Genomic DNA, 25637 nt, shown 5'->3' with positions numbered 1-25637 from the left:
CCCGGGTCACCCGCGGGGCCACCGCGGTCAGGGGGGCGGCCCCCCTCACCCGGCCTTCGGCAACCGCCCCCCCCCCGGGGCCCCCCGCCCCCCACCCCCCGGGGGGCCCCCCCGGTACCCACCGGGGGCCGCCACCCTGGTTTCTTTCCCAGGTCTCTTCCCGTACGGGCTGAACTGCACAGACAACGGGAGGGGGCGCGACGCCGCCGGTCCCACCCTCTCCGTAACACCCCTCCCGCAGGGGCCGTTCAGCCGCCCAGTCCGACGCCGCCCAGCAGGGGGGTGACCTCGTGCGCCGTCTTCAGAACCTTCCCCGGGGCGCCGCCCTTGGCGTTCTTCAGCTCGGTCGCGGTGTCGGCGATGCCGCTCACCGTGGACTCGTCGCCGTTCAGCAGCGGGGTCTTGCTGACGGTATGCGCAAGGCCGCCGTTGAGGCTCATGGGGGGCATGGGCGCGGTGGTCGCGGCAATCGCCGGAGATGCTGCCCCCATGGCCGCCACGGAGCCGGCAACGATCGCGGCAACCCTCGAGTACTTCATGTCTTCGGACCCCTTTCCCAGGCTGCGATTCTCGCCGCCCTCGCCATGGGTAACGACACCTGGCCGCAGGAGAAACCCTGGTTCCGCGCTGCGGAGATTCTCGTACCAGCTGTTATTGGGCCGATCGATCCCGATGGTCCACGGCGACCTACAGAAGGCGGAGCAAGCGAGTCTGGCGTGATTTCCAACTGGCTCTCTGACAAAGTGCACTCCTGTTTTGTTTCACGGCGGCGCTGCTTGGCAGAGCAAAAGGGGGCGTCGCCCGCCCGCGGTCTGCACCGGCGCCCCAACTGCTCTGTTCCGGGCCTGTGTTCGCCCTCCCGTTCACCAACCACCCGACCAAGTGAGCAGGCCAATGACCGAGTCGCCCGAGCAGGAACCCGCCGCCCCCGGACCGCCGTCACGGCGGTCCGGTGCACTCTCGGTCAGGCTGTGCCGTGACCCCCGCGACTTCGCCGGCCTGCGGGCCGAGTGGCAGGCGCTGCAGCGCAGGTGCGCCACGGCCACGCCCTTCCAGAGTCATGCCTGGTTGCTCTCCTGGTGGCTCTCGTACGGGGGCGGGGGCCGGCTCCGTGTCGTTCTGGTACGCCGTGGCGGAGTGCTGATCGCGGCCGCGCCCCTGATGCTCGTACACCGCCCGATGCCGCTGCTCGTGCCGATGGGCGGTCAGATCTCCGACTTCGGCGACATCCTCGTCGACGACGAGCAGGCGGAGACCGCGATCACGGCGCTGGAGCGGGGCCTGCACCGCGCGGCCCGCCATGCGGTGATCGAGCTGCGCGAGGTACGGCCCGGGGCTGCCGCCGAGCGGCTGTACGAGGCGTGGACCGGGGCGCGACGGCGGCTTGCCGACTCGGTCTGTCTGGAGCTCCCGGCAGTCCCGGTGGAGGAGATCCTCAAGCGGCTGCCGGCCGCCAAGGCGCAGCGCGCACGGGCCGGTCTTGGCAAGATCGACGCGCTGAAGATCGAGGACTGCGCGGTGCCGGAGCACGAGGTGCCGGCGGCCGTCGACCATCTGCTGCGGCTGCGCGAAACCCAGCGGCGGGGAAGTGGGGTCCGCTCCAACGCCGTGGAGCACCACGAGCCGCGCCTGGCGGAGCATCTGGCGCGGGCGATCCGGCGGATGGTGCGGGACGGCGAGGCCTCGCTCACGGAGTTCCGGCTGGACGGCGAGGTGGTGGCGGCCGGTGTGGCGCTGCACTCGGGGTATCTGACGGGCAGTTATCTGCACGGCGCCCACCCGGGGCTGAAGGAGAAGGGCGTGGACGTCACCACGCTGCTGCTGCGTCATGAGGTCGAACTCGCCGCGAGCACGGGACGGCAGGTGCTGAGCCTGCTGCGGGGCGATGAGCCGTACAAGAACCACTGGCGACCGCGGGCCGTGATCAATCAGCGGCTGCTGCTGGCTCCGTCCGGGCTCGATGCAGTGCTGCGGCTGCGCGCTTCGCAGGCGGCCCGGCGCGAGAGCACGGCGGGGACTGTCGGCGCCCGGTTCCCAGCCACGCCGTCCTTCGATCCGGCGCTGCCCCTCGTCCACGGCGCGACGTTCACGGCAGGCCGCCTCGTCGCCGGGGTGCGCAAGCGCCTGCGCGGCGGCGCGCAGGCGCGGGTGCCGCATCCCGCGCCGCCGGTGGCCGTGGCGGAAGTGACGCAGGCCGTCCGCGAACGCTGACACCGATCAGGCGTGCAGCCAGCCCCTGCGCGGCGGCGGCGTACCGGGCCGGGAGTCGGCCCTGCCGCCCGGTTGCGGCACATAGTGGGCGAGACGGGTCCACTCGAAGTCGGGCCTGCCCGGCAGGGTGCGGCCTGCGGCGGCCCACTCCCGCTCGAGCTCTTCGTAGATGGGGCTGGCGCCGGCGGGCGGACTCGTCGGATTCGGGGCGGAGAGCGTCTGGACGCGCTGCCACGGAGCAGGCGCGTTGGTCCTTGCCATAAGGCGACAAACGCGCGACCGGCGGGCGAGGTCACTGCCGGGGTGCGGAGCAGGGGTACGGCAGGAACGTTTTTGCGACCCCGAGGATGCGGATTGCGCGGCCCCACTGCACTGCGGGAACGTTCATGGGGGGGCGGCAGCCACAGCAGACATCCGGCTTCGGCCATCCAGGTGAACGGGTGAGTCGAGCGGGGTTTGCAGGGCCTAGGGTGCCGAGCCATGACCACTGCACACACTTCCAAAAGCACCGTTCAGCGTGGCCATTTGGGCACCCTTTCGGTGCTCGCGTGGACCGGCGATCCCGAGGAGGGCCACGACACGCCCTATCTGATCGCCTACTCCCTCGGCGACGGTGCCGCGGGGGCCGAGGCGGGCGAGGCTGCCGTCCTGTCGATGATCGGGGAGCTCGGGCTCACGCCGGGCGGTGGCCTGGCCGACGTCACCGGCGTGAACAACTCCCCGATCAGGCTGCTCGTCGAGGGTGGTCAGGCCGTCCTGAGCATGCCCTATCTGAACGTTCAGTGCCCCGTCCCGAAGGAGTGGCTGGGCGCCGCCGACGGTCGCGGCCATGTGCACTTCATGATCGCGAGCCGTCCCTGGCCCGAGGCGGCTCCGGGCCGGCCCGTCACCGAGGACATGCTCCAGGCCTTCCTCGGCGACGAGGACACCCTCACCAGCGCGGCGCATGTACTGCTGCCGGTGGGCCGGTTGCGGCGGTGACAGGGCACAAGTGAGTGGTGACGCCCGCAACCCTGCGGCTCGGCCGCAGGGTTTGCGGCTTCAGGGTGCTGTCAACGCCTGACCGGAAACAGTCCCTTGTCGGCCGAGGCGGATCCCCCAACAATGCGCATGACAAACCGAAGACCCCCTTCGGTCGCAGAAGTCGCAAGAGGGGACCCCCACATGAAGAAGCCTCTCGTCGGCGCGTTCCTCGCCCTGGCACTCCTCGGGGCGGGCGCGGCCCCCGCGATCGCGGTCACCCCCGCGGACGCGGCATCGGCCGCCACGAACGCCGAACCCAGCACAAAGCCCCGAGCCGACCTCAAGGCGGTCGACTTCGCCGGGACCGTGGCGCTCAGCAACTGCTCCGGCTCGGTGGTGCGCACACCGGCCTCGGAGCCCGACGACCCCGCCCTCGTACTCTCCAACGGGCATTGCATCGAGAGCGGCTTCCCGGCCGCGGGCGAGGTCATAGTCGACCAGCCGTCCACCCGCAGTTTCTCTCTGCTCAACTCCGCGGGCAGCAGAGTCGCCACGCTGCGGGCCAGCAAGATCGCGTACGCGACGATGACGGACACCGACATCTCGCTGTACCAACTCACCCGCACGTACGCGCAGATACAGAGCAGCTACGGCATCAAGGCGCTCGAACTGAACGCCGCGCACCCCGTGCAGGGCACGGCCATCAAGGTCGTCTCCGGGTACTGGAAGCGGATCTACAGCTGCAACATCGACGGGTTCGCGTACCGCCTCAAGGAGGGTGAGTGGACCTGGAAGGACTCGGTCCGCTACACCTCCAGCTGCAACACGATAGGCGGCACCTCGGGCTCGCCGGTCGTCGACAACGCCACCGGCAAGGTCGTCGCCGTCAACAACACCGGCAACGAGGACGGCGGGCGCTGCACCGACAACAACCCGTGCGAGGTGGACGAGAGCGGGAAGGTCACGGTGCGCCAGGGGATCAACTACGGCCAGGAGACGTACGGGATCGTGCCCTGCGTCGGCCTCGACAACAAGATCGACCTGGGCCGGGCGGGCTGCACACTGCCCAAGCCGTAGCGCCTCACCAGAGTAATCCGTTCGTATGTTCGAATGCGGAGGTACCCTGGAGGCATGGCAGCACACCTCCAGGGTTCCCTCTTCGACCAGACCGACGAGATACGACTCGGTCCGCTGAAGGACGTCCGGCGGACCGTGCTCGGGGACGGGGCCTGGATCGATCTGCTGCCCGGCTGGCTCGGCGGGGCGGATGCCCTGTTCGAAGAGCTGGTCTCCCAGGTGCCGTGGCGGGCCGAGCGGCGGCAGATGTACGAGCATGTGGTGGACGTGCCGCGGCTGCTTGCCTCCTACCGGGAGGGGGACGCCCTCCCGCACCCGGTCCTGGACGAGGCCCGCGCCGCGCTCTCCGCGTACTACGCGCGCGAGCTCAGGGAGCCGTTCACCACGGCAGGGCTCTGCTACTACCGGGACGGCCGGGACAGCGTCGCCTGGCACGGGGACACCACCGGGCGCGGGTCCCGGGAGGACACCATGGTCGCGATCCTGTCCGTCGGGGCGCCGCGCGATCTGGTGCTGCGGCCCCGCGGCGGCGGCCGGCTCCCGTTGCGGCGGCCGCTCGGGCACGGCGATCTCATCGTGATGGGCGGTTCCTGCCAGCGGACCTGGGAGCACGCCGTGCCGAAGACCGCCCGCGCGGTCGGGCCGCGCATCAGCATCCAGTTCCGGCCGCACGGGGTCAGCTGACGGACCGCGCGGGCGTCCTGCGCACCGAGCGCCCCGCCAGCACGTCCGTACGCGCACCGTCCTCGATCACGAACCTGCCGTCGATCAGCACGTAGGGGATGCCGGTCGGCAGTGTGCGGGGGGCCTCGAAGGTCGAGCCCGCCGCGACCGTGTCCGGGTCGAACAGCACCAGGTCCGCGCGGTGGCCCTCGCGGACCAGGCCGCGGTCGGGCAGCCGCAGCCGGGCGGCCGGGCGCGAGGTCAGATGGGCCACGGTCTCCTCCAGGGTGAGGATGCCCAACTCCCTTGCGTACCGTCCGAGATAGTGCGGGAAGGTGCCGTACGCGCGCGGGTGCGGCTTGTAGCCCTGCAGGATGCCGTCGCTGCCGCCGGTGTGGACGCGGTGGCGCATGATCTGCCGGACGTTCTCCTCGTGGCCGACGTGCTGGAGGATCGTCGAGCCGAGGCGGTCGGCGATGAGGAGCCGGCGGGCGGTGACCCAGGGGGACTCGCCGCGCTGGTCGGCGGACTGCTGGATCGTCTTTCCCACGCAGCCCGCGAGCCCGGGGTCGCTCACGCCCGAGATCTCGATGGTGTCCCACTCGATGGGTACGCCGTGACAGCCGTCCGAGCCGATCTCCTCGAGGTGGTGGCGGATCTTCTCGGCACTTGCCTCGTCCCGCAGGCGGGTCAGGACTGCCTCGGGCCCGCCCTCGCCCGCCCAGCTCGGCAGCATCGCGACGAGTGTGGTGCAGCCGGGGGTGTACGGGTAGGTGTCGAGGCTGATGTCCGCGCCCGCGTCCAGCGCCTCGTCGAGCAGGGCGAGCAGATCCGGTGCCCTGCCCTTGTTCACGCCGAAGTTCATCGTGGCGTGGGCGAGATGGAGGGCGCAGCCGGCGTCGCGGGTGAGGGCGATCATCTCCTCGTAGGCCTGTAGTGCCCCGGCTCCGTACGAGCGGTGGTGCGGGCAGTAGTAGCCGTCGTAGCGGGCCACCACCCGGCACAGTTCGGTCAGTTCGGCGTCGCCCGCGTACATGCCGGGGGTGTAGGTCAGGCCGGACGACATGCCGACCGCGCCCTGTTCGAGGCCCTCGGCAACGAGCTGCTTCATCCGCCGGAGTTCGGCTTCGGTCGCCGGGCGGTCGTCCCAGCCGACCGCGTACATCCGTACGGTGCCCTGCGGGACGAGATAGGCGGCGTTGACCGCGATGCCGCGGTCGAGGCGGTCCAGATACTCGCCGACGGTGCGCCAGTCGAAGTCGATGGTCGTGTCCCCGGGCGCACCGCCGTTCCAGCCGGTGATGGCCTGGCGGACCTCGCCGAGGGTGGCGTCGTCGACCGGCGCGTACGACAGCCCGTCCTGCCCCAGGACTTCGAGGGTCACGCCCTGCGCTGCTTTCGCCTCGTGCGCGGGGTCGCGGAGCAGGGCGAGATCGCTGTGTGCGTGCATGTCGATGAAGCCCGGGGAGAGGGCGAGGCCGTGTGCGTCGAGGGTGCGTCTGCCGGACAGGGTGGGCCCGCCCTCGCGGCGTATGGCGGCGATCCGGCCGTCGCCCAGGCCGACGTCGGCGCGGTAGGAGGGGCCGCCGGAGCCGTCGATGACGCGTACGTCGCGGATGACGAGATCCATGGGGCGGCCTCTCAGAAGAAGGTGCGGATGTAGTCGGTGACGGTGCCGTCCGCCTCCACGAGCGGGATCAGCTGCCACTTGTCGAAGCTGGTGCAGGGGTGGGACAGGCCCATGCCGATCCAGTCGCCGACCTCCAGCCGCGCCTCGGGTGTCGTACGCACCCAGCCGTGCTGGTCGGAGAGGCCGCTGACCGTGATGCCGGCCGCGGGGCGGATCTCGCCGGTGCGGCCGTCGCGTACGACCTGGGCCTCGGGGAGGTCGAGGTCGTACGCGGCGTCCCGCTTGCCCGCGTTGACGAAGGCCTGCTCCTGGGTGGGGCGGGAGACGACCTGGGCCCAGAGGCGGAAGGCGGGCTGGAGACGGCCCTCGTCGGGGACGCGGTTGAAGGGGGTGAGGTGGCGGTAGTGGCCGTCGTCGTGCGAGACGTACGCCCCGGAGCGGAGCAGCTTCAGTACGGGGAGGGAGAGTTCGGGGATCTCGGCGAAGACGTCCGCGACCGCGTCGAACCAGGCGCTGCCGCCCGCGCTGATCACGATCTCCTCGGTGGCGGCGAAGCGGCCGGACCTGTCGAAGTCGGCGGCCAGTGCGATGAGGCGGCGCAGCCAGGCGCGTACGCGGTCGCCGTCGGCCTGGGGGACCTCGCCCTCGTAGCCGGCGACGCCGACGAGACGGAGGGTTTCGGCGGCGGCCACGGCGTCGGCGACGGCGGCGCAGTCGGCTTCACTGCGGGCTCCGGTGCGGGCTCCGTCGCCGGCGCCGAGTTCGACGACGACATCGAGGGGGCGGCCGGTCCCTTGCAGCGCCTCGTCCATCAGCTCGACGCCGCGTACGGAGTCGACGTAACAGATGAAGCGGACGTCGGGGTCGGTGTCCAGTTCGTGGGCGAGCCAGCGCAGGGCGGCCGGGTCGACGACCTCGTTGGCGAGGAAGATCCGCTGGATGCCGTAGGCGCGGTAGACGCGGGCCTGGTGGGGGACGGCGGCGGTGATGCCCCAGGCGCCGTAGGCCAGTTGGCGGGCGAAGAGCTGGGGCGACATCGAGGTCTTGCCGTGGGGGGCGAAGGCGAGGCCGTGGCGCTCGGAGTACGTCTCGAGGAGCGCGAGGTTGTGCTCGACGGACTCGGCGGAGAGGGCGAGGACGGGGGTGGTGAAGCCGCCGGTGAAGAGGTTGCGGCGCTGGGCGGCGAGGGCACCGACGGTGAGGCCGGCGGTCTCGGCGTCCGGGGGGAGGGCCTTGAAGCGGTGGTCGACGGGTTCGTCGGCGAGTCGTCCGACGGGGTTGTCGCCTGCCATGGATCCTCCTCGGGTCGCATTCTCTTCTGCGTTGCAACATTTGCAACATGCATTGCGCGCTTCGCTCACCGCTGTCTAACATCCGTGCCAACGCCGGGTCAATGGTGTCCGGCGGCCCACCAGTGAGGAGCCTGAGCGATCGTGACCGCCACCGTGCCCGGAGCCGGACCCGTGGACATCGTCTGCCTCGGCGAGTCCATGGTCACGTTTGTGCCCACGGCGCCGGGCCGCCTCGCCGATGTGCCGTCGTTCGTACGCGGCCTCGGCGGGGCGGAGTCCAATGTCGCCTGTGCGCTCGCGGCGTCCGGGCACAGTGCCAAGTGGGTCGGCCGGGTGGGCGCGGACGGCTTCGGCGAGCACCTGGTCGCGGCGATCGCGGCGTACGGTGTCGACACGTCGGCGGTGCAGCGCGATCCGCAGCGGCCGACGGGGATCTACTTCCGTACGGCGGGCGACCGCGCGGCCGATGCGCATGAGGTCCTCTACTACAGGACGGGGTCGGCGGCGTCGGCGATGTCGCGGTCGACGGTGCGGGACGAGGACGTGTGGGCGGGGCGGATCCTGCACCTGTCCGGGATCACGGCGGCGCTGTCGGCGGACTGCCTGGCGCTGATGCGTGACCTGACGACGCGGCGCCCGGGGCGCCCGCTCGTCTCCTTCGACGTCAACCACCGTCCTGGCCTGTGGCGCGACGCCGCGGGTCCGAAAGTCCTTCTCGACCTGGCCCGGGGCGCGGACATCGTCTTCGTAGGTGAGGACGAGGCGGAGGAGGCGTGGGGGGTGCGGGGCGCGGATGCGATCCGGGAGGCGCTGCGTGAACCGGAAGTGCTCGTGGTGAAGCGGGGCGGGCAGGGTGCGGTTGCCTACGCCCGCTGCGGCCCAGGCCCAGGCCCAGGCCCAGGCCCAGGCCCAGGACCAGGACCAGGACCAGGCCCAGGCCCAGGCCCCGACACCGGCCCCCGCCCCGACACCGTCACCCACGCGCCCGCGCCCCGCGTCGATGTCGTCGCCCACGTCGGCGCCGGCGACGCCTTCGCCGCCGGGTTTCTCTCCGCCACCCTCCGCCTGCTCCCCGCCCACGACCGGCTGCGGCACGGGCATCTCATGGCCGCCGCCACGCTCACCGTCGACGCGGATCTCGCCGTGCCGCCCGCGCAGGCGTATGCCGACCGGCTTGTCGCACTCGACGCGCGCGGCTGGGAGACACTGCACCTCGGCCCCGGCTGGACCGCAGCCGTGGATGAGGAGGTAGCTACGCCATGAGCCAGACCGTCGATCGCGCCCTGAGCATCCTGCCGCTGCTCGCGCAGGGACCCGCCGACCTCGGACAGGTCGCCGACCGGCTCGGCGTGCACAAGTCCACCGCCCTGCGCCTGCTCCGTACGCTCCACGAGCACGGACTCGTCTACCGCCAGCAGGACCAGCGCTACCGCCTCGGCGCCCGCCTCTTCGCGCTCGCCCAGGAAGCCGTCGAGAACCTTGATGTGCGGGAGATCGCCCACCCCCATCTCGTACAGCTCAACGAGCAGTGCGGGCACACCGTTCACCTCGCCGTGTACGAGGAGAGCGAGGTCCTCTACATCGACAAGGTGGAGAGCCGCTATCCCGTCCGGATGTACTCGCGGATCGGCAAGCCCGTCGCCATCACCGTCGCCGCGGTGGCGAAACTGCTGCTCGCCGACCTCCCCGAGGCCGAGCGGCGCGCCCTCGCCGAGAAGCTCGACTACCCCATGTACACATCCCGTTCGATCCCGAACCCCGCCGCGTTCCTCAAGGAGCTCGCCGCCGTCCGCGGACAGGGATGGGCCACCGACCTCGGCGGCCACGAGGAGTCCATCAACTGCATCGGCGCGCCCATCCGCGGCGCGGACGGCCGGGTCGTCGCCGCCATGTCGGTCTCCGCGCCGAATGTCGTCGTCACCGCCGAGGAACTCCTCACCCTTCTCCCGCTGGTGCGCCGCACGGCCGACGCCATCAGCCGGGAGTACTCCGGTGCTGTACCCGACGCAAAAGCCGTCCCACCCAAGGAAGCTCCATGAGCGAGAAGACCGCGATCACCCCCGCCACCCACACCGCCCCGCCCGCGAAGTTCTCCCACGGCGTCAAGAAGGGCAACATCCTTCAGGTCGCCGGCCAGGTCGGCTTCCTGCCCGCCGTCGAGGGACAGTCCCCGACCGTCGCCGGCCCCACTCTGCGCGAGCAGACCCTCCAGACCCTCGCCAACGTCAAGGCGGTCCTCGAAGAGGGCGGTGCCAGCTGGGACGACGTCATGATGACGCGTGTCTACCTCACCGACGTGGACCACTTCGCCGAGATGAACGAGATCTACAACGCGTACTTCGAGGAGGAGGGCCTCACGGCCCCCGCCTCCGCCCGTACGACGGTGTACGTCGGCCTTCCTGCCGGCCTCCTGATCGAGATCGACGCATTGGCAGTCCTGGGCTGAATCTGCGACTGACCTTCGGTTGATCTTGCTGAACCCCCCACTGCACGGGGTGGCGCGCTTCCCCCGAGCGCCGTCCCGCGGTCCCCCCTGCCCCCTGTCGCATCGCGGCTTCACGTGGTTGTCCGGCTTTCCCGGGCTCACCCCGCGATTCGCGTTGCCCGGAAACAGGAAGAATCCCCATGATCGTCGCCGCTGACGTACCACCACCCGCCCCGCCGCACACCGGCGGTCTCCTCCTCCTCATCGACGGCACCGCCGGTCTGCTGACCGTCGCCGCCCTCGGCATCGCGCTGCTGCTCTTCCTCATCATCAAGGTCCGGCTGCAGCCCTTCGTCGCCCTGCTCGCCGTCTCCATAGCCGTCGGCCTCGCCGCCGGTCTCTCCGTCACCGAACTCTTCGGCACCGTCCAGAAGTCCGCCGCCGTCTCGGTCATCGAGCAGGGCATGGGCGGCATCCTCGGACATGTGGCGATCATCATCGGGCTCGGCACCATGCTCGGCGCGATACTCGAAGTGTCCGGCGGCGCCGAGGTGCTGAGCTCCCGTCTGCTGAACCTCTTCGGCGAGAAGCGCGCCCCGCTCGCCATGGGCCTCACCGGCCTGATCTTCGGCATACCCGTCTTCTTCGACGTCGGCATCTTCGTCCTCGCGCCGATCGTGTACGCCGCCGCCAAACGCTCCGGCAAGTCGATCATCCTCTACGCGATGCCGCTGCTGGCCGGTCTGTCGATGACCCACGCCTTCCTGCCGCCGCACCCCGGCCCGGTCGCCGCCGCCGGTCTGCTGCATGTCTCGCTCGGCTGGGTCATCCTGATGGGCATACTCGTCGGCCTCCCGGCGGTCCTGGCCGCCTGGGGCTACGCCGCCTGGATCGGCAAGCGGCTCTTCGTCGAGGTCCCGCAGGACATGGTGGAGGCCGCCGAGGACGCCAAGGCCGCGGTCGCCGCCGAACGCATGCGGCGTGACGGGCAGTCGGCCGAGGCGCCCATCTCCCTCGCCACGGTGCTCCTCATCATCGGTACGCCGCTGGTGCTCATCCTCGCCGCGACGTTCTCCTCCATCGCGCTGGACCCTTCCACCCTCCGCAGCGTCATCGAGTTCTTCGGCAGCCCCTTCGTCGCCCTGACGATCGCGCTGCTCCTCGCGTACTACCTGCTGGGCATCCGGCGCGGCTGGTCGCGGAAGTCTCTCGAGCAGGTGTCGACCTCATCGCTCAAGCCGGTCGGCAACATCCTGCTCGTCGTCGGTGCGGGCGGCATCTTCGGCGCCATCCTCAAGGCGAGCGGCGTCGCGCAGGCGCTCTCCGACACCTTCAACGACGTCGGCCTGCCGGTGGTCGTCCTCGCGTATCTGATCTCGCTGGTGCTGCGCGTGGCGCAGGGTTCGGCGACGGTCGCGATCGTCACCACGGCCGGCATCGTGCTCCCGCTGGTCGAGAACGGCGACCACTCGCAGGCCTTCCTCGCCCTCGTCATCATGGCGATCTCGGCCGGTTCGATCTTTGCCTCGCACGTCAACGACGGCGGGTTCTGGATCGTCGCCAAGTACTTCGGCATCTCCGAGCGCGACACTCTGAAGTCGTGGACGGTGCTGGAGTCGGTGCTCTCGGTGGCGGGCTTCGCGGTCGCGGCCGCGCTCAGTCTCGCCGTATAGCGGTACGCGGAACGCGGCGCGCCCCGGAACCGAGCGGTTCCGGGGCGCGCCGGGTTCTCAACCGATCAGCCCGTGCAGTACTGCGCCTCCTTGCCGATGGACCGGTACATGCAGTCCGCGTTCTCGATCAGCTGCAGCACCGCGTCGCGGTTGCGGCTCGTCTCACGCTCGATCACCTCGTCGGGCGGGTAGAAGCCGCCGCCGCCGAAGCTCGTCGGATACATCTCGAAGGTGTAGGAGAAGATCTTCTGGTTGCCCCACAGCCAGTCGTCGATCGAGCCGTCCGTGATGTACAGGTCGCTCGACTGCTCCGGCGTGTAGCCATTGCTCGCGGCCATCTTCTGGCCGACCGCGGCGAAGGCGTTCCGGTCGTCCTGGGTCATGCCCGGGGCGGTGTCGGAGTTGGTGTAGCCGAACGGCCAGAGCACCAGCTCGCTGTACGTGTGGAAGTCGATGCCCGCCTTGATCTGCTGCTTGCCGCCGACGATCCGGCTACGGGTGAAGTCGGCGACGACCTTGACCTCGGGGGCGGATTCGGCGGCCCGGCCACGGTAGGTCTCGGAGCCCGGGGAGCCCGAAGAGCCGCCGCAGCAGCCGAACTTGTAGTTCCAGTTGCGGTTGGTGTCGGTGCCGACGCTCGACGAACCGGAGTTGGGCTGACGGTTCTTGCGCCAGCTGCGGTAGGTGCCGGTGGCGATGTCGTACTCGCCGCCGTCCGGGTTGACGTCGGGGATGATCCAGATCTCGCGGCCGTTCACGGCGTTGGTGATCCGGGAGTCCTTGCCGTAGCCGTCACCGAACTCGCGCAGCAGATACAGCGCCATCTCGACGGTGAGGTGCTCACGCGCGTGCTGGTGGTGGGTGAAGAGCACCTCGGGTTCGTTCTCGTCGGTCGCGACGTTGTCGCTGACCTTGATGGCGATGATGTCCCGGCCCTCGTAGCTCTTGCCGATGACGCGCTTGCTGATGATGTTCGGGTGCGCGGCGATCCGTTGGTCGATCTCCGCCTTCGCCTCGGCGTAGTTGTGATAGCGCGCGTCGGCGGAGGGGAAGTCGAAGGGTTCGACGGCCGCGCCGGCCCGGTTTCTGGCCGGGGGAGCGCCCAGGGCCCTGGGCGTGTAGCCGAGTGCGCGCAGCCGCTTCACCTGTGTGGCGGTGGCGCTCACGACGACCGAGCGTGCGTCGGTCTCGTCGATCGAGACACCGGTGGCGGCGAGCGCGGTACGGGCGGCGGCGTCGGCCGGGCCCTGGACCTCGTACTGCAGGATCTGTTCCTCCTCGGCGGCTGCCGGGGTGGTCCTCTCCGTGGGATCGGGGGGCGCGGCGTTGGCGGTGAAGGGGGCGGCAACGGCGAGTGCGGTCAGAGCCGCGAAGGTTGCGGCCTTCCTGCCTCTGCCGCGGATGCGAAGTCGCATGCTGTCTCCTGGGTGGGGAGTGTGGGGGGTTGTTCAGTTGCGACGCATGTGGTTACGCGTGTGGTGGTGCAGTTGTGTGGGCACATCGTGGAGCCATGGCATGACCCGGTCAAGGGGCCACCTTCGGCCATATTGTCGATCTTGAACTTATCGGCATGTATGCCCGGAAGCTCAAGCGCCCTGGAGCTCAAGCGCCCGTCCGGGCCGAATGGGCGAACACCTGGCCCGGACGGCCGTCCCCCGAATGCCTGCCGTCCGCGCCGCGGGGTCCTGCCGGTCCGGGCGTCGGCCGCAACGTGCAGCAGCGCCGCCGGGTGAGCGGCGGCGCTGCTGTTCCGGATTGTCGGGGGCCGGGCCCTACGGCAGAGCGTGGACGTGCGGGCCCACCGCGTTCGACCAGGCGTTGCCCGACTTCGCGTCCCAGTTCGTGGACCAGGTCATCGCGCCGCGCAGCGAGGGATACGTCTTGGACGGCTTGAACGATCCGCAGTTCGTGCCCCTGGCGAGGCAGTCCAGCGCGTTGTTCACGATCGTCGGGGAGACATAGCCGCTGCCCGCGCCACTGGTCGAGGCCGGCAGGCCGAGCCCGACCTGGGCCGGCGCGAGACCGCCCTCCAGCTGGATGCAGGCGAGCGCGGTGAGGAAGTCCACCGAGCCCTGCGAGTAGACCTTGCCGTCGCAGCCGAGCATCGAACCGCTGTTGTAGTACTGCATATTGACGACGGTCAGGATGTCCTTGATGTTGAGCGCCGTCTTGAAGTACTCGTTCGACGTCGACTGCATGTCGATGGTCTGCGGCGCCATCGTGATGACGAGCTTGGAGCCCGCCTTCGACGACAGGGATCTGAGCGCCTGTGTCATATAGGTGGAGTTGAGGCCGTTCTCCAGGTCGATGTCGACGCCGTCGAAGCCGTACGTCTGCATCATCGAGTAGACGGAGTTGGCGAAGTTCGTGGCGGAGGTGGAGTCGTTGATCGTGACGGTGCCGTTCTGGCCGCCGATCGAGATGATCACGGACTTGCCGGCCGCCTGCTTGGCCTTGATGTCGGCCTTGAACTGGTCGACGGTGTAGCCGCCGAGTCCGGCCGTGTCGAGGTTGAAGGTGACGCCGCCGGGCGTGCCGGTCGCGTCGGCGAAGGAGACCGCGATGATGTCGTAGTTGGCCGGTACATCGCTGATCTTCTGGACCGTGGCGCCGTTGTTGAAGTTCTGCCAGTAGCCGGTCACCGCGTGCTTGGGCACGGTCCCGCCGCCACCGCCACCGCCGCCGGAGGCCGAGGTGGTACCGGTCACCGCAGCGGACTTCGCGGACTCACCGGCCGCATTGGTCGCGGTCACCTGGAACTGGTACGAGGTCGAGGCGCTCAGCCCGGTCACGGTCGCCGAGGCGCCGGTGGCCGACTGCACCTTGGTGCCGTTCTGGTAGACGTTGTAGCCCGTCGCGTTGGACACGGCGTTCCAGGACAGGGCCACGGAGGACGAGGTCACGGATCCGACCGCGAGACCGCCGGGGGCGGCGGGCACGGTCGGCGAGGGGTCGCCGCCACCGCCGCCGTCCGGGCCGAAGACGGATACGTCGTCGGCGTAGTAGGCGGCCTGCCCGTACCAGCCGTGCGTGTAGACCGTCACGGAGGTGGTGCTGCCGCCGGTCGTAAAGGTGGTGGACAGCTGCTTCCAGCCGGCGGAGTCCGGGGTCCAGGTCGAGACATCCGTCGTGCCGGTGCCGGTGGCGCCGAGGTAGGTGTACCCGCCCTGCACCCAGGCGCTCAGCGTGTATGTCGAGTTGGGCTTCACCGCGACGGTCTGTGTGCACTTGGCGTTGTCCTGCCCGGCGGGCGTGGCCTTGAGGGCGGAGGCGCCGCCGTGCACCGGGGAGGAGACATTGGCCCCACTACCGCCGGAACAGGTCCAGTTGGCGAGCCCGGACTCGAAGCCGGCGTTCTTGGCGACATTGACGTCGGCGGCCTGCGCGGTTCCCGTGATGCCCACGAGAGTGAGACCGGCCCCGACTGCGAGCGCAAGCGCCCCGCCGAGCCACTTCCGGGACGGTCGTCTTCGTGAGCGTGTGGTGCGGTCCACTTGCTGCCTCCGGTGGGGGAGTTGGGGGTGTGGAGGGGTAGGGGGAACGGTGGCCACCGCTGGGCGTACAAGTTGGTCCAGACCAATCGGGTTGTCAAGACCTCTGGCGCCGATTCGTATACGGACGGGCATCGCGCATCCGTGCTGCGCGCGGCACGGTGGCACCCCCGGTCTCGCCCGGTAGGGCCACCGTGGAATTCACCCTGGGGTTACGGGAGTTAACCAATGACCCTTTCATCCCATTTAGCCTGTGCGGAGCGTGTGCGGGTTGAGGCTCTCGGTTCTGAAAGGTGTTCTCTGCCTCCTCACTCGTGGATAAAGTGCTGGAACAGGAGCACGGAGCAGTAGGGATCTGCGGGCGTCGGAACTCCGGCGGCCGGAGCGAACGGGGAACCAGCGTGCCGACCGCGATAGCTGTCACCAGCGCAGATCTGGTGCTGCCGCCGACCGACCAGCAGACGCCCACCGCGGCTCTGCTGAAGTCGCCGGACGCTCAGCCGCTGGATGCCGCCCTCGCCGACATGACCGTCCTGCTGGAACAGCACGGCTATGTGATCGCCCTCTATTCCTCATCTCTTCCAGTGGCTCATGAGCGCCGGCTGCATACGGTCCGTTCCGTCCTGGAGAGCGACCGCATCGCGCTGCTGAAGGTCGATCTGCCGCCGCTCGGCCTCGCCGTACTCGTACGCCAGATGCGGCAGTTATCGGTCTGCGACTTCAGTGCGGGAGTCGTCGCATCCGCGGCCCGGCTGCTCTCTCACTATGTCTACGCGGGTGCACTGCTCGGCTCGGTCACCAGGCTCGACCGGGCTCCGGTCACTCTCAAGTCCCATGCCAAGTCCTGGGTTCCGGGCTCCCAGTTCGGCGTGCTGGCCAATCCCCACCCCCAGCTGGTCAAGGCCGGCAGCGGCGACCTCGCGGGACCCGAATTCGCCACCCAATTGATCGTCGCCAGAGGCCAGTTGCAGTCGGACTGGGTGACGGGGACTCTCGCGCCGTCCTGGCAGGTCCAGAACGTGCAGGAATCCGCACTGCCCGCCGAATCGCCCCGGTGGTGGGGCACGGGCAGGTTGATCGAATTCGCCGCCTACCTTGCCGACATCTCCGTTCTCTACCAACTGGTTTCGTCCGTACGGCGAGAGGTGTGCTCCTGGTGCGGCATTCAACTGATCGGTGACCGCTGCGGGTTCTGTCTGTCCCCCCTTTCCTCCGCCGAGGACCATATGCGTGCGCCCGGTGTCCTGAACCACTCAGCACCTACGCACCAAGGCTCGTGATCCCGCCTCCCGGGCGGTCGGCACGGGCCGTGGCGCGGCCTGTCGAAAGCGCGCACCAACCCGCTCCGCACTCCCTGTCCGCTCCGTCAGTCCACGTATCCGAACGAGGTTGTCCCGCCCATGAATTCACGGCAGCGCCGCGGCGTCGTACTTCTGCTTCTGTCGATTCTCTGCGCCCTCGGTGCGTTCGCCGGTGTGCTCTCGGTGATCAGTGATGTGAATTCAAAGGTCGGACCCGAGGTTGCCGCCTACCGGGTCAGAACTGATATCGCGCCCTATACGCCCCTGAAGCCGGACCAGTTCGAGAAGGTCACCATGCCCAAGCGCTGGCTGTCCCGGAGTGCCGTGACCGATCTCGACGTGATCAACGGAAAAATTGCCGTCACACAGCTCCGCGGCGGCTCGCTGCTCCAGGACGACATGATCGTGAAGCGGCCGCAGCTGGAGAGCGGGCAGCAGGAGATCGCCATCATGATCGATGCCGCCACCGGAGTCGCGGGCAAGATCAGGCCCGGCAACCGGGTCAATATCTTCGCCACCTTCGCCGCGCGGAACGACTCCGAACGGGACCAGTCCCGGATCATCGTCGCCAATGCCAAGGTCCTGGACGTCGGCGAGCTCACCGCGCTGGGCCCCAAGAAGGGCGAACGCAGCAGCGGTCCCACCGAGGCGGTGCCGATCACCTTCGCTCTGGGCACCACCGACGCGCAGCGCGTGGCCTACGCCGAATCCTTCGCCGAGCACGTACGCCTTGCCCTGCTTCCCGACGGCAGCCCCACCACGCTGCGCCCGGGAGACGGCAGCTACGACCTCTCCGAAGACAAGAACAAGTGAGGGCCGGATGACGACTCGTATCCTCCCGGCCGTCGGTGACGCCGACGCCTCCCGATCCATCACCACCCTCCTCAGCCAGCTCCCGGACGTGGAACCGGCCTCGCCGGTGGGCGACTCGACCTCACTGCTCGACCTGCTGTCCCGGCTGGCGGGCGAGTCCCTCGACGAACTGCCCGAGGTCGTGCTGGTCCACGAGCGGATCGGACCGGTGCCGGCTCTCGAGCTGATCCGGGAGGTGGCACTGCGCTTTCCGGCGGTCGGGGTCGTCCTGGTCACCTCCGACGCCAGCCCGGGTCTGTACTCGGCCGCGATGGACTCCGGTGCCCGGGGGCTGGTGGGACTGCCGCTGTCGTACGAGGTGCTGGCGCAGCGCGTCCAGGCGGCGGCGGGCTGGTCCGTCGGAGTACGACGCCATCTGGGCCAGGGAGCCGATGTCTTCACCGGCCCGGGCGGCAGAGTCGTCACCGTCAGCGGCGCCAAGGGCGGGGTCGGCACGACCGTGACGGCGATCCAGCTCGCCCTCGCCTCCCAGGCGTCCGGGCACACCGTCGCGCTCGTCGACCTGGATCTGCAGGGCGGAGACGTGGCCTCGTATCTGGATGTGCAGTTCCGCCGGTCCATCGTGGACCTGACGACCATCCAGGACATCTCGCCCCGGGTACTGCAGGACGCGCTCTTCAGCCATGAGACGGGGCTCGGGCTGCTGCTCGCGCCGGGGGAGGGCGAACGCGGCGAGGACGTCAGCGACCGGCTGGTCCGCCAGATCATCAGCGCGCTGCGGCACCGCTACGAGGTCGTCGTCATCGACTGCGGCACCTATATGAACACGGCCAACGCCGCGGCCATCGAGATGGCGGACACCACACTGCTGGTGACCACGCCGGACGTCGTCACCGTCCGGGCAACGAAGCGCATGGTCAGGCTCTGGGACCGGCTCCAGATCCGCAAGGCGGAGGAGACCGTCGCCGTCGTCAACCGCCATACGCGCCATACGGAGATCCAGCCCCAGCTGGTCGAGAAGATCACCTCGACCCGGGTGGCCCGAGTGGCGGTCCCCGCCAATTTCAAGGAACTTCAAGCCGTCGTCGACGCCGGCCGGATGCAGGATTTGGAACCCAAGTCCACGGTGAAACAAGCACTGTGGCAACTGGCGGGAGAGCTGGGGCTCGTGAAGACCGGATCGGCCGAGAAGCCGAGCAGGTTCCGCGGAGACCGGGGCTCGTTCGGCGGTGGCCGCCGTCCGGGCCGTACGAGGTGACACCGAGGTGAGGGGGAGCGTTGCGTCATGAAAGGTCGAGCGGTACGCGTGCGTTACCGGGGCCCCTGCCTGCGTGATGACCGGGGACAGTCCGTCATCGAGTTCACGGGCATGGTCCCGATCATTCTGGTGACGATGGTCGTGCTGTGGCAGGCGGCGCTCGTCGGCTACACCTTCGTGCTCGCGGGCAACGCCGCCGACAAGGCGGTCAGCGCGGGCACGGTGGCGGAAGGAGACCGGGCCGCGGCCTGCAAACGGGCAGGCGAGGTGGACGTGCCCGGAGCGTGGACGCGCGAGATCACCTGCCACCAGGAGGGCGATCTGGTCAAGGCCGAGGCAGACCTCGAAGTCCCGCTGCTCTTCCCCGGCGGCTTCAGCCTCCCGCTCACCGTGCCCGGCCGTGCCGCCGCCGCGACGGAGAGGAACTGAGCCATGCGCAAGCAGCCAGCCTGTCGGGACGACAGGGGCCAGGCGGTCATCGAGTACGGCGGATGGCTCGTGATGCTGCTCTTCGTGGCCATGGTCGCGGTCCAGGTGGGCCTGGCCGTGTACGCCGCGCAGCAGGCGGGCACGGCGGCGCGGGCAGCGGCCCGGGTGGCCTCGCAGCACCAGCCACGCATCTCCTATCAGCAGGCGGGCCGGGAGTCGGTGAGCTCCTGGCTCCAAGCGAGCTTTACCTGCTCCGATCAGGGCGACGAGGTCACGGTCGAGGCCACGGTCACCGTTCCCTCTCTCGTTCCGAGCCTCGACTTCACCACCACCAAGAGCGCCACCATGCCCCGCGACTGAACCGACAGCACCAGGCAAGCCGTACAAGGGAGTTGAAGTCATGGGTCTGCGGGCGCGCATCAACAACCCCGAGCCGACGAACGGACAGAGCGAGGAGAGCCGCCTCGTCGGGGTCTACCGCGCCAAGCTCCTCGAGGAGATCGACCTCGCCGAGATGTCCGCCCTCGCGGCAGCCGAGCGACGCGCTCGTCTGGAGCGGGTCCTGGGCCACATCATCAGCCGTGAGGGCCCGGTCCTCTCCACCGTAGAGCGCTCCCAGCTCATCCGCAGGGTCGTCGACGAAGCCCTCGGCCTCGGCATCCTCGAACCGCTCCTCGAAGACGCCTCCATCAGCGAAATCATGGTGAACGGACCCGAGCAGGTCTTTGTGGAGCGCAGCGGACGGCTGGAGCTGCTCCCCATGCGCTTTTCCTCCACCGAGCAGCTGATGCAGACCATCGAGCGCATCGTCTCCACCGTCAACCGGCGGGTGGACGAGGCCAATCCGATGGTCGACGCCCGGCTGCCCAGCGGGGAGCGCGTCAACGTGATCATTCCACCGCTCTCCCTGACCGGCCCGATCCTCACCATCCGGCGCTTCCCCCGGGCCTTCACGCTCCAGGAGATGATCGGCCTGGGCTCGCTGGACGAACAGATACTGATGCTGCTGGCGGGCCTGGTACGCGCCAAGTTCAATGTGATCGTCTCCGGCGCCACCGGTACCGGAAAGACCACGCTGCTCAACGCTCTGTCGGGACTGATCCCGGGTGGCGAGCGCATCGTCACCATCGAGGACTCCGCCGAGCTCCAGCTTCAGCAGTCGCATGTGATCACGCTGGAGAGCCGTCCCGCCAACGTCGAGGGCAAGGGCCGGGTCACCATTCGCGATCTGGTGCGCAACTCCCTGCGCATGCGGCCCGATCGCATCATCGTCGGCGAGGTCCGCGGCGGCGAGACGCTCGACATGCTCCAGGCGATGTCCACCGGCCACGACGGCTCGCTCGCCACCGTCCACGCCAACAGCGCCGAGGACGCGCTGATGCGACTGCAGACCCTGAGCTCCATGTCCGAGGTCGGGATCCCCTTCGTGGCGATCCATGACCAGATCAACAGCGCGGTCGATGTCGTTGTGCAGCTCACCCGGCACGCCGACGGCGCCCGCAAGATCACCGAGATCGCCATCGTCGACTCGTACGGCCGTGAGGACTACCGGTTTGTCACGGTCTGCCGTTTCGATGCCCAGCCCATGGCCCCGGACGGGCGTATCTACGGGAAGTTCGAGTACTTCCCGCTGCCCCGACGGGTCGCCGACCGCCTCTACATGGCCGGCGAGTCGATTCCCCCGGCCTTCGGCGTCGCGCTGTCCGAGGAGCAGCTTGCCTCGCGCACATCGACGGCCTGACCGGCCCGCCGCAGCAGTCCGCCCCCGTCCGCTCACACAGAAGGCCCCGCCCGAGATGAATAACCTCCCGCTCCTGACGATGGCCGTCACATTGCTCGGCTGTGTGCTCGCCGTCGTCGGCGTGCATGTCTACGCATCGGGACAGGCTCAACGGCAGGCCCTGCTGGAGCGGATGACCCAGAGCGGACAGCTCGCGATCGAGAGCGGCCGACGCCGTCGGTTCAGGGGCGTCGACCGGTGGCTGCGCAGGACACGCCTCGGCAGGCGCATCGAGCGCAAGATCTCCGCGACCGGCCTCGACCTGACTCCGGGCGAGTACTTCGTCTCCGTACTCGGCGCACTGCTCGCCCTCTACCTCATCGCCGCATCGGTCTTCGCGCCCTTCTTCGGGATCATCGCCGCCGTCATCGGGATCTGGGGCGCCAACGGGTTCCTCGACTGGCAACGCGCCAAGCGCACCGAAGCGTTCATCAACCAGCTCCCCGAACTCACCCGGGTACTGGCCAATGCCACCCAGGCCGGTCTCGCGCTGCGCACAGCCATCGGCATGGCCGTGGAGGAGCTTGACGATCCGGCCAGGGAAGAGCTGCGGCGCGTGACCGATCAGCTGGCTCTGGGCCGGTCGCTCGACGACGCGCTGAACGATCTCGCCGCGCGTCTGCCGTCGCGCGAGCTGACCGTTCTCGTCACCACCCTCATCCTGTCCAACCGGGCCGGCGGCACCATCGTCTCCTCGCTGCGCAATCTCACCGAGACCCTGGAGGAGCGCAAGGAGACCCGCCGCGAGGTCACCACCCTGCTCTCGCAGGTCAAGGTGACCGCGGTGGCGGTCCCGGTGCTCGGCACGGGCTTCCTGCTGCTCATCAACGGGATGCGGTCCGGCGCCCTCGACGACATGACCAGCGCCCTGGTCGGCAGGCTCGCCGTGCTCGTCTCGGCGGGCCTCTACGCGCTCGGCTTCTTCCTCATCAACCGCCTCACCCGCGTCCGTATCTGATCCATGTCCGTATCTGAATCCGTGTCCGTATCCGGTCCGTGTCCGTCTGACGATCCGTATCCGAAGGGAGGGAGTACACCATGGGACTGCTGCTCGCGGCCGTCATCGGACTCGCCGTCTACGGAGCCTTCCTGGGCGTGCGCATGTACCGCGCCGAGGCAAAGCTCCCCGGCGACCTCGCCGTCGCGCTGGAGGTAGGCGCCACCCGCACCACCGCAACAGGTTCCGTCATCGACCGCCTGGGTATGCGGTACGCCCCGTACGTCCTGCGCATGATGGGGCCCAAGCGGGTCGACGCGGTCCGTCGGAAGCTGGACATGGCGGGCAACCCGGGCGGTCTGACCGTCGACCGCTACGCCGCCCGGCGCGCCGTGTACGGCGGCCTCGGCTCACTGGTGGCCCTCGGCATGCTGATGAACGGCCGGTTCGTACTCGCCGTGTTCTTCGTCCTGTACGGCCTGTTCTGGACCGACATACTCCTGTGGGCGGCCATCAGCAGGCGCAAGGACGACATCGAGCGCACGCTCCCGGACTTCCTCGACGTCCTCGCCGTCGTGGTCTCCGCAGGACTCGGGTTCCGGCAGGCCCTGGAGCGTGTCGCGGAGAAGTACGAGGGGCCCTGGGCGGACGAACTGCGGATCACCCTGCGCCAGATGGACATGGGAGTGAGCAGGCGCGAGGCCTTCGAGCAGCTGCGCAGACGGAACCAGTCGGAGCAGGTGTCGATGTTCGTGTCCGCGCTGCAGCAGGGCGAGGAACTCGGAGCGCCGATCGTCGACACCCTCATCCAGATCGCCAACGACATGCGCAGGACCGACGCGCAGAACGCCCGCCGCAAAGCAGCCAAGGCCGTCCCCAAAGCCACGCTCATCGTCACCAGCTTCATGCTCCCGGGGACGATGATCCTGATCGTGGTCGGCTTCTACTACGCCGCCAACGTCAATTTCAGCGACATCTTCGGAGGCTGAACCGGACATGGGACGGGTTCCGCGGCCGACCAGGACGGCGCTGACCGGTGGGGCCGGGACGAGCGCGCCCGCGAGCGCCCCGGGACATGTGCCGTCGCTGCCGATCCAGGTCAACGCGCTCCAGGCGCTGTGCCGCCAGCTGTTCGGCTTCCGCCTGGCCATGACCGCGCTCGCCACCCCGTTCGCCCTCGCACGCGTCGACCGGGGGCTGGGCGGCTGGCTGGTGGGCGCGGCCGTTCTCGTCACGGTCATGGTGTCCTATGTGCTGCTGCGCGACTGGGAGCGCTTCGGCCCCGTGCTGCTGCGGCACCCTTCGCTGCTCGCCGTCGACATGCTGTTCGGGGCACTGCTGCTGTTCTCCGCCTCGCCGGGTTCCACGCTCACCTACGTCACGTTCTGCACCCCGCTCCTCGCCGGGCTCGTGTACGGGTGGCGCGGTGCCGCGATCTTCGCGCCGCTCCAGTCCCTGCTGCTCGCCGCCGCCTACGCCATCAACCAGGAGATCGAGGCGGACGCGTCGGCGCTGCTGATGGTCGGCCTCTGTGTGATGGCGGGAGCCGTCGGCAGCACGCTGCGCAACCTCCTGCTCGGATTCGGCGCCGCGTCCCAGGCGCTCACCGAGACCCGGGCCCGGCTCGCCGTCAGCGACGCGGTGGAGGAGGAGCGGGCCCGGCTCGCCCGCGAGATGCACGACTCCGTCGCCAAGACGCTCCACGGCCTGGCACTGGCGGCCGACGGCCTCGCCCGCACCGCCGACAGGATGGACCCGCTGACCGTCAGGCACCAGGCCGAGCTGGTGGCCCGCTCGGCCCGCCGGGCCGCGACCGAATCACGCGAGCTCCTGTCGGATCTGCGCCGCGAGTCCGGCCTGGACGGCGGGGTCGACATCCTTGCCGAACTCCGCGCCAGGACGGAGGACTTCGCCCGCCGCCACGGCATGCGGGCCGGCTTCCGCGGGCTCGGCGACATCCCCGTGCCGCCGGTGCCCCAGGCGGTCGCCCGGCAGGCCCTGACCATCGCCACCGAGGCCATGGAGAACGCCTATCGCCATGCGCACCCCACCTGTCTGGACGTCTCGGCGGGACTTGTGGGCGAGGTGCTGAGAATCAGCGTGTACGACGACGGGCAGGGCTTACCTCCCGGGACCACACTGGAAGACCTGCGGCGGGCGGGCCACTTCGGCCTGGTCGGCATGGTCGAGCGTGCCGCCGCCATCGGGGCCCGTATCCGGATCGGCAGAGGCCGGGCGGCGAAGGGCACCGAAGTCCGCCTGGACCTGCCTGCCGCCGTACTGAGACTCGCGCCCGGCATCCCCACGCAACCAGCTCGGCCCGCGCACCACCGGACCCCGCTGCTCAACTGACCTGCTCAACCGATTTGTTCACCGATCTGTTCACTGACCTGCTCACTACCTCAACCCAACCCACCGTCCCCCACTTCCGAGACGAGGCTGCAGCATGCCGGACGACATCTCCCACAGCTCGGGGCAGAACTGGACCCAGCAGTCCCATGTCTCGCAGCACACGTCCTCGCACGCCACCCCGGTCAGCTCCGGCCACACCACGGGCATTCCCCCGGCCTCCGCGCCACCCGCATCACCCGTACCCACCGGCGAGTTCCCCGCCCTGCCGGGACCGGCCCGCATGCCCAAGGCCCCGCCCCTGCGCGTTGTCGTCGCCGACGACAACCCGGTCGTACGGGCGGGCCTGACCGTTCTGCTCCAGGGCCGCGACGACCTCGAGGTCGTCGCGGAGGCGGCGGACGGACGTCAGGCCTACGAGGCCGCGGTCCAACTCCGCCCGGATGTCGTACTGTTGGACGTCCGCATGCCCGGCGTCGACGGTATATCGGCCCTGCCGCACCTGGTGCGACTGGCCCCGGTGCTGATGATGACCTACAGCCGGGAGAGCGAGATCGTCCACGAGGCGCTGCGCCTGGGCGCGGGCGGCTATCTCGTACACGGCGAATTCACCGCCGACCAACTCGTCACCGCAGTACGGGAGATCAAGCTGGGCCGGGTGCACTTCACGCACTCGGCCTCCAGCGCACTGCTGGCGAGGGTGCGGGACGAGGGGGCGGGCGGGGGCCGCGGCCCGGCGTTGCCCGACGGTCTGGGCACGGCGTTCACCGGCCCCTGCCAACGGTCGGCTTCGCCCGAGCAACCGTCTGCGTCCGTGTACGGCGCGGACCCACACGCTGCGGGCGACCGGTCAACGAGCCAGTCGCCAGCTGCCTTTCCAGCCGACCTGGTGGCACAGGGATTTGCTCGAATGCCTTCGCTTTCGCAAGCGGATGTGGCACATTCGTCTCGGGGCCGCGGAGTGGCCGCAGGGCTGCGCGGAGTGATCACGGAGCTGAGCCGACGGGAGGTGGAGGTGATGGAGCTGATTGCGTCCGGCATGACCAACCAGCAGATCGCCGCGTCCTGCTTCATCAGCCAGAAGACCGTCAAGAACCACATCAACCGCATCTTCGGCAAGCTGAACGCGGGGAGCCGCGGCGAAGCCATCGCCATCTGGCACGCCGTTGCGCGAGGGGGGTCGGCAGCGCATGGCTGAGCGTGTGCCGCCCCGTTGGCAGAGGGCCCAGCCCGGGGTTTGGGCCCGGAGTTGGGCCCTGAGGCCCATGGCGGGCGATTCCTTACAGTCGTACGTTTCCGGTGTCGCCGGGTCCGGTCAGGGGGAAGCCGGAAACGGGAGAGCCGA

At 69.5% G+C, this 25637-nt stretch carries 24 protein-coding genes; 18 read left to right on the top strand and 6 right to left on the bottom strand.

From position 1 onward, the window contains the following. Positions 1–248 precede the first annotated feature (248 nt). Positions 249–539, bottom strand: coding sequence for a hypothetical protein (locus ACI2LP_RS11965; protein WP_404724367.1), 291 nt, complete (start codon positions 537–539; stop codon positions 249–251). A 355-nt stretch (positions 540–894) separates the two neighbouring features. On the opposite strand from ACI2LP_RS11965, the gene ACI2LP_RS11960 reads away from it, so the two are divergent. Then, on the top strand, positions 895–2211 hold the full coding sequence (locus ACI2LP_RS11960; RefSeq protein ID WP_404724366.1) for a GNAT family N-acetyltransferase: 1317 nt from the start codon (positions 895–897) through the stop codon (positions 2209–2211). A 6-nt stretch (positions 2212–2217) separates the two neighbouring features. On the opposite strand, the gene ACI2LP_RS11955 is transcribed toward ACI2LP_RS11960, so the two are convergent. Then, positions 2218–2472: a hypothetical protein gene (locus ACI2LP_RS11955; RefSeq protein ID WP_404724365.1), complete on the bottom strand. Its 255-nt coding sequence runs from the start codon at positions 2470–2472 to the stop codon at positions 2218–2220. Positions 2473–2691: 219 nt separating this feature from the next. Between ACI2LP_RS11955 and ACI2LP_RS11950 the strand changes: the two genes are divergently transcribed. The 3 genes from ACI2LP_RS11950 (at position 2692) to ACI2LP_RS11940 (ending at position 4935) form a co-directional block, all read left to right on the top strand. Next, entirely contained in the window at positions 2692–3192 is a 501-nt protein-coding gene (locus ACI2LP_RS11950; protein WP_404724364.1) for a DUF5949 family protein, read from the top strand. A gap of 183 nt (positions 3193–3375) precedes the next feature. After that, on the top strand, positions 3376–4251 hold the full coding sequence (locus ACI2LP_RS11945) for a serine protease (RefSeq protein ID WP_404724363.1): 876 nt from the start codon (positions 3376–3378) through the stop codon (positions 4249–4251). A gap of 54 nt (positions 4252–4305) precedes the next feature. Then, the gene (locus tag ACI2LP_RS11940; protein WP_404724362.1) at positions 4306–4935 is read left to right on the top strand and encodes an alpha-ketoglutarate-dependent dioxygenase AlkB; all 630 of its coding nucleotides are present in this window, start codon (positions 4306–4308) and stop codon (positions 4933–4935) included. Here the strand turns inward: ACI2LP_RS11940 and ACI2LP_RS11935 are convergent. Then, complete coding sequence (locus tag ACI2LP_RS11935) at positions 4928–6544, bottom strand: amidohydrolase family protein (RefSeq protein WP_404724361.1); 1617 nt, start codon at positions 6542–6544, stop codon at positions 4928–4930. The two genes, ACI2LP_RS11940 and ACI2LP_RS11935, sit on opposite strands and share 8 nt — an antisense overlap. Before the next feature lie 11 nt (positions 6545–6555). Next, entirely contained in the window at positions 6556–7836 is a 1281-nt protein-coding gene (locus ACI2LP_RS11930; RefSeq protein WP_404724360.1) for an amino acid deaminase, read from the bottom strand. Positions 7837–8034: 198 nt separating this feature from the next. Here ACI2LP_RS11930 and ACI2LP_RS11925 point away from each other — a divergent pair, with 198 nt between their 5' ends. From ACI2LP_RS11925 to ACI2LP_RS11910, 4 genes are all read left to right on the top strand, one after another. Beyond that, positions 8035–9099, top strand: coding sequence for a sugar kinase (locus ACI2LP_RS11925; protein ID WP_404724455.1), 1065 nt, complete (start codon positions 8035–8037; stop codon positions 9097–9099). Next, the gene (locus tag ACI2LP_RS11920) at positions 9096–9875 is read left to right on the top strand and encodes an IclR family transcriptional regulator (protein WP_404724359.1); all 780 of its coding nucleotides are present in this window, start codon (positions 9096–9098) and stop codon (positions 9873–9875) included. The genes ACI2LP_RS11925 and ACI2LP_RS11920 overlap by 4 nt, the downstream gene beginning before the upstream one ends. After that, entirely contained in the window at positions 9872–10282 is a 411-nt protein-coding gene (locus ACI2LP_RS11915) for a RidA family protein (protein ID WP_404724358.1), read from the top strand. Before ACI2LP_RS11920 ends, ACI2LP_RS11915 begins: the two co-directional genes overlap by 4 nt. Positions 10283–10461: 179 nt before the next feature. Next, on the top strand, positions 10462–11934 hold the full coding sequence (locus ACI2LP_RS11910; RefSeq protein ID WP_404724357.1) for a GntP family permease: 1473 nt from the start codon (positions 10462–10464) through the stop codon (positions 11932–11934). 65 nt (positions 11935–11999) lie between these two features. Here the strand turns inward: ACI2LP_RS11910 and ACI2LP_RS11905 are convergent, their stop codons facing one another. Together ACI2LP_RS11905 and ACI2LP_RS11900 are read right to left on the bottom strand one after the other, a co-directional pair. Continuing rightward, positions 12000–13349 carry a M14 family metallopeptidase gene (locus tag ACI2LP_RS11905; RefSeq protein ID WP_404724356.1) on the bottom strand — a complete coding sequence of 450 codons (1350 nt, stop codon included), beginning with the start codon at positions 13347–13349 and terminating at the stop codon, positions 12000–12002. A 357-nt stretch (positions 13350–13706) separates the two neighbouring features. Next, positions 13707–15428: a chitinase gene (locus ACI2LP_RS11900; protein WP_404724355.1), complete on the bottom strand. Its 1722-nt coding sequence runs from the start codon at positions 15426–15428 to the stop codon at positions 13707–13709. Positions 15429–15826: 398 nt separating this feature from the next. Between ACI2LP_RS11900 and ACI2LP_RS11895 the strand changes: the two genes are divergently transcribed. The 10 genes from ACI2LP_RS11895 (at position 15827) to ACI2LP_RS11850 (ending at position 25490) form a co-directional block, all read left to right on the top strand. Continuing rightward, complete coding sequence (locus ACI2LP_RS11895) at positions 15827–16705, top strand: hypothetical protein (protein WP_404724354.1); 879 nt, start codon at positions 15827–15829, stop codon at positions 16703–16705. Between the two features lie 120 nt (positions 16706–16825). Continuing rightward, positions 16826–17539 carry a Flp pilus assembly protein CpaB gene (cpaB, locus tag ACI2LP_RS11890; RefSeq protein WP_404724353.1) on the top strand — a complete coding sequence of 238 codons (714 nt, stop codon included), beginning with the start codon at positions 16826–16828 and terminating at the stop codon, positions 17537–17539. Positions 17540–17546: 7 nt separating this feature from the next. Next, positions 17547–18797 (top strand): CpaE family protein, encoded by a 1251-nt coding sequence (locus ACI2LP_RS11885; RefSeq protein ID WP_404724352.1) that lies wholly within the window; start codon positions 17547–17549, stop codon positions 18795–18797. 27 nt (positions 18798–18824) lie between these two features. Beyond that, positions 18825–19226 (top strand): pilus assembly protein, encoded by a 402-nt coding sequence (locus tag ACI2LP_RS11880; protein ID WP_404724351.1) that lies wholly within the window; start codon positions 18825–18827, stop codon positions 19224–19226. Between the two features lie 3 nt (positions 19227–19229). Further along, a complete protein-coding gene (locus ACI2LP_RS11875; RefSeq protein WP_404724350.1) occupies positions 19230–19586 on the top strand; it encodes a TadE/TadG family type IV pilus assembly protein in 357 nt (118 codons plus the stop codon). A 40-nt stretch (positions 19587–19626) separates the two neighbouring features. Further along, positions 19627–20967, top strand: a complete 1341-nt coding sequence (locus ACI2LP_RS11870) for a CpaF family protein (protein ID WP_404724349.1) — start codon at positions 19627–19629, stop codon at positions 20965–20967. 55 nt (positions 20968–21022) lie between these two features. Then, a complete protein-coding gene (locus ACI2LP_RS11865; protein ID WP_404724348.1) occupies positions 21023–21964 on the top strand; it encodes a type II secretion system F family protein in 942 nt (313 codons plus the stop codon). Between the two features lie 80 nt (positions 21965–22044). Next, positions 22045–22932 (top strand): DUF5936 domain-containing protein, encoded by an 888-nt coding sequence (locus ACI2LP_RS11860; RefSeq protein ID WP_404724347.1) that lies wholly within the window; start codon positions 22045–22047, stop codon positions 22930–22932. 7 nt (positions 22933–22939) lie between these two features. Further along, positions 22940–24295, top strand: a complete 1356-nt coding sequence (locus tag ACI2LP_RS11855; RefSeq protein ID WP_404724346.1) for a sensor histidine kinase — start codon at positions 22940–22942, stop codon at positions 24293–24295. A 94-nt stretch (positions 24296–24389) separates the two neighbouring features. Continuing rightward, positions 24390–25490, top strand: a complete 1101-nt coding sequence (locus ACI2LP_RS11850; RefSeq protein ID WP_404724345.1) for a response regulator — start codon at positions 24390–24392, stop codon at positions 25488–25490. Positions 25491–25637 lie beyond the last annotated feature (147 nt).

The organism is Streptomyces sp. NPDC019890, from assembly GCF_044903445.1.
In the GTDB taxonomy this organism is placed as follows: domain Bacteria; phylum Actinomycetota; class Actinomycetes; order Streptomycetales; family Streptomycetaceae; genus Streptomyces.
This window is presented reverse-complemented; position numbering and strand designations above follow the sequence as displayed.